The 1,366-nt window shown below is 62.5% G+C and carries 2 protein-coding genes and 1 pseudogene; 2 read left to right on the forward strand and 1 reads right to left on the reverse strand.

Going from position 1 to position 1,366, the window contains the following annotated elements; genetic code table 11:
• Positions 1 to 388: LysR family transcriptional regulator (locus HP546_RS30260; protein WP_172233554.1), on the reverse strand; the 388-nt coding region annotated here is incomplete at its 3' end.
• A 219-nt stretch (positions 389 to 607) separates the two neighbouring features.
• Here HP546_RS30260 and HP546_RS30265 point away from each other — a divergent pair.
• Positions 608 to 994 (forward strand): VOC family protein, encoded by a 387-nt coding sequence (locus HP546_RS30265; protein WP_172233557.1) that lies wholly within the window; start codon positions 608 to 610, stop codon positions 992 to 994.
• Positions 995 to 1,030: 36 nt separating this feature from the next.
• Positions 1,031 to 1,366, forward strand: a pseudogene (locus HP546_RS30270) (hypothetical protein); the annotation flags it as partial.

Here is a 1,366-nt window from a genome sequence, read left to right on the forward strand (position 1 = left end):
CGCGCAGGCGGATATCCACCCCCGGATAGCGCTGTCGAAAGCCGGCGATCAGGCGCGGCAGGTACAGCGGTGCCACGGTTTCGAAACAGCCGATGTCGATGTGCCCGGCCACGGTGTCGTTGTCGGCCAGGGCGTTCTGCTCGAATTCGTGGGCCATCTGCAGCAGCGACCTGGTCTTGGCATAGAAGCGCTTGCCGCTGGGGGTCAGCGACACGCCCTGGGCGTGGTGGCGAATGAACAGTTGCACGCCGAAGCTTTCTTCCAGGCTCTTGATGGCCGTGGAGATCGACGGTTGGGCGATGTACAGCTGGCGTGAAGCCTCGGCAACACTGCCGGCTTCCACGGTGGTGACGAAATACTTGAGTTGTCGCAGGGTGTAGGCAGCCACGGGTACCTCTTTGACGCCGACCTGGGCGCGCGGGGATCGTGCCTGACACTTTACCCCTTGGCAGCTGGCCAGTGGGTGCCGGCGGAGGAAGGATTTAACTGGGACTTGAACAGTATTTTTGTAGCCAGGGCTTCACCGTTTGCGGCCCAGTGCCACTGGTCAAATGCCCCCGACCGTCTTTACTGGTACTTATCGCTCCCAGACATACGGTGTGCGCTTATGAAGATCGTGGTCACCAGCATTCTTGTCGAGGACCAGGCAAAGGCCCTGGCGTTCTACCACTACGTACTGGGTTTCGAGCCCAAGCATGACATCCCCATGGGCCGGCACCGCTGGCTGACCCTGACCTCGCCCAACGACCCCAATGGCGTCGAGCTGCTGCTGGAGCCCGATGCGCACCCTGCGGCCAAGGCGTACAAGGCTGCGCTCAAGCAGGACGGCATCCCCGTTACCTCGTTCGGCGTGCGTGATATCCAGGCTGAACACACCCGGCTGTGCGCAGCAGGCGTGCACTTCACCCAGCCCCCCACCCCCATGGGCCCAGTCACTGTCGCGGTATTCGACGACACCTGTGGCAACCTGATCCAGATCGCCCAGAAGCACTAGCGGCTTGCCCCTCACGCGCAAAAACAAGGAAAACAGATGCGCCACGAATTCAGCGAAGTGCTCAACGACCTGGTCGACTATTTCCTGCTCGGCGACATCCAGCTGCTCGAGCGTTTCAAGCGCGACCGGCAACTGCCCGACGACCTGGCCTATGCATTTACCCATGACGACAGCGGCGACCAGGCGGTGCGCGAGGGTGTGGTGCTGCCCCTGGCCGGGGTCGACAACCTGCCCTACCGCATCCTGTTCACCCTCGATGGCCATACGCCGGCCTTGCGTGAAGCTGGCAGCCGGCTAAAGCACCGGCGCAATGGCTATGTGCTGCGGGTCGAGCACGGAGCGCTGATGCTGTACACCTGGCGCATCCTGCAG

It is taken from the genome of Pseudomonas sp. CM25, assembly GCF_013179705.1.
Lineage (GTDB): Bacteria > Pseudomonadota > Gammaproteobacteria > Pseudomonadales > Pseudomonadaceae > Aquipseudomonas.

Excerpts from the sequence above, each read along its gene's own strand:
- HP546_RS30265 (WP_172233557.1), top strand. The coding sequence starts at position 608 with ATGAAGATCGTGGTCACCAGCATTCTTGTCGAGGACCAGGCAAAGGCC.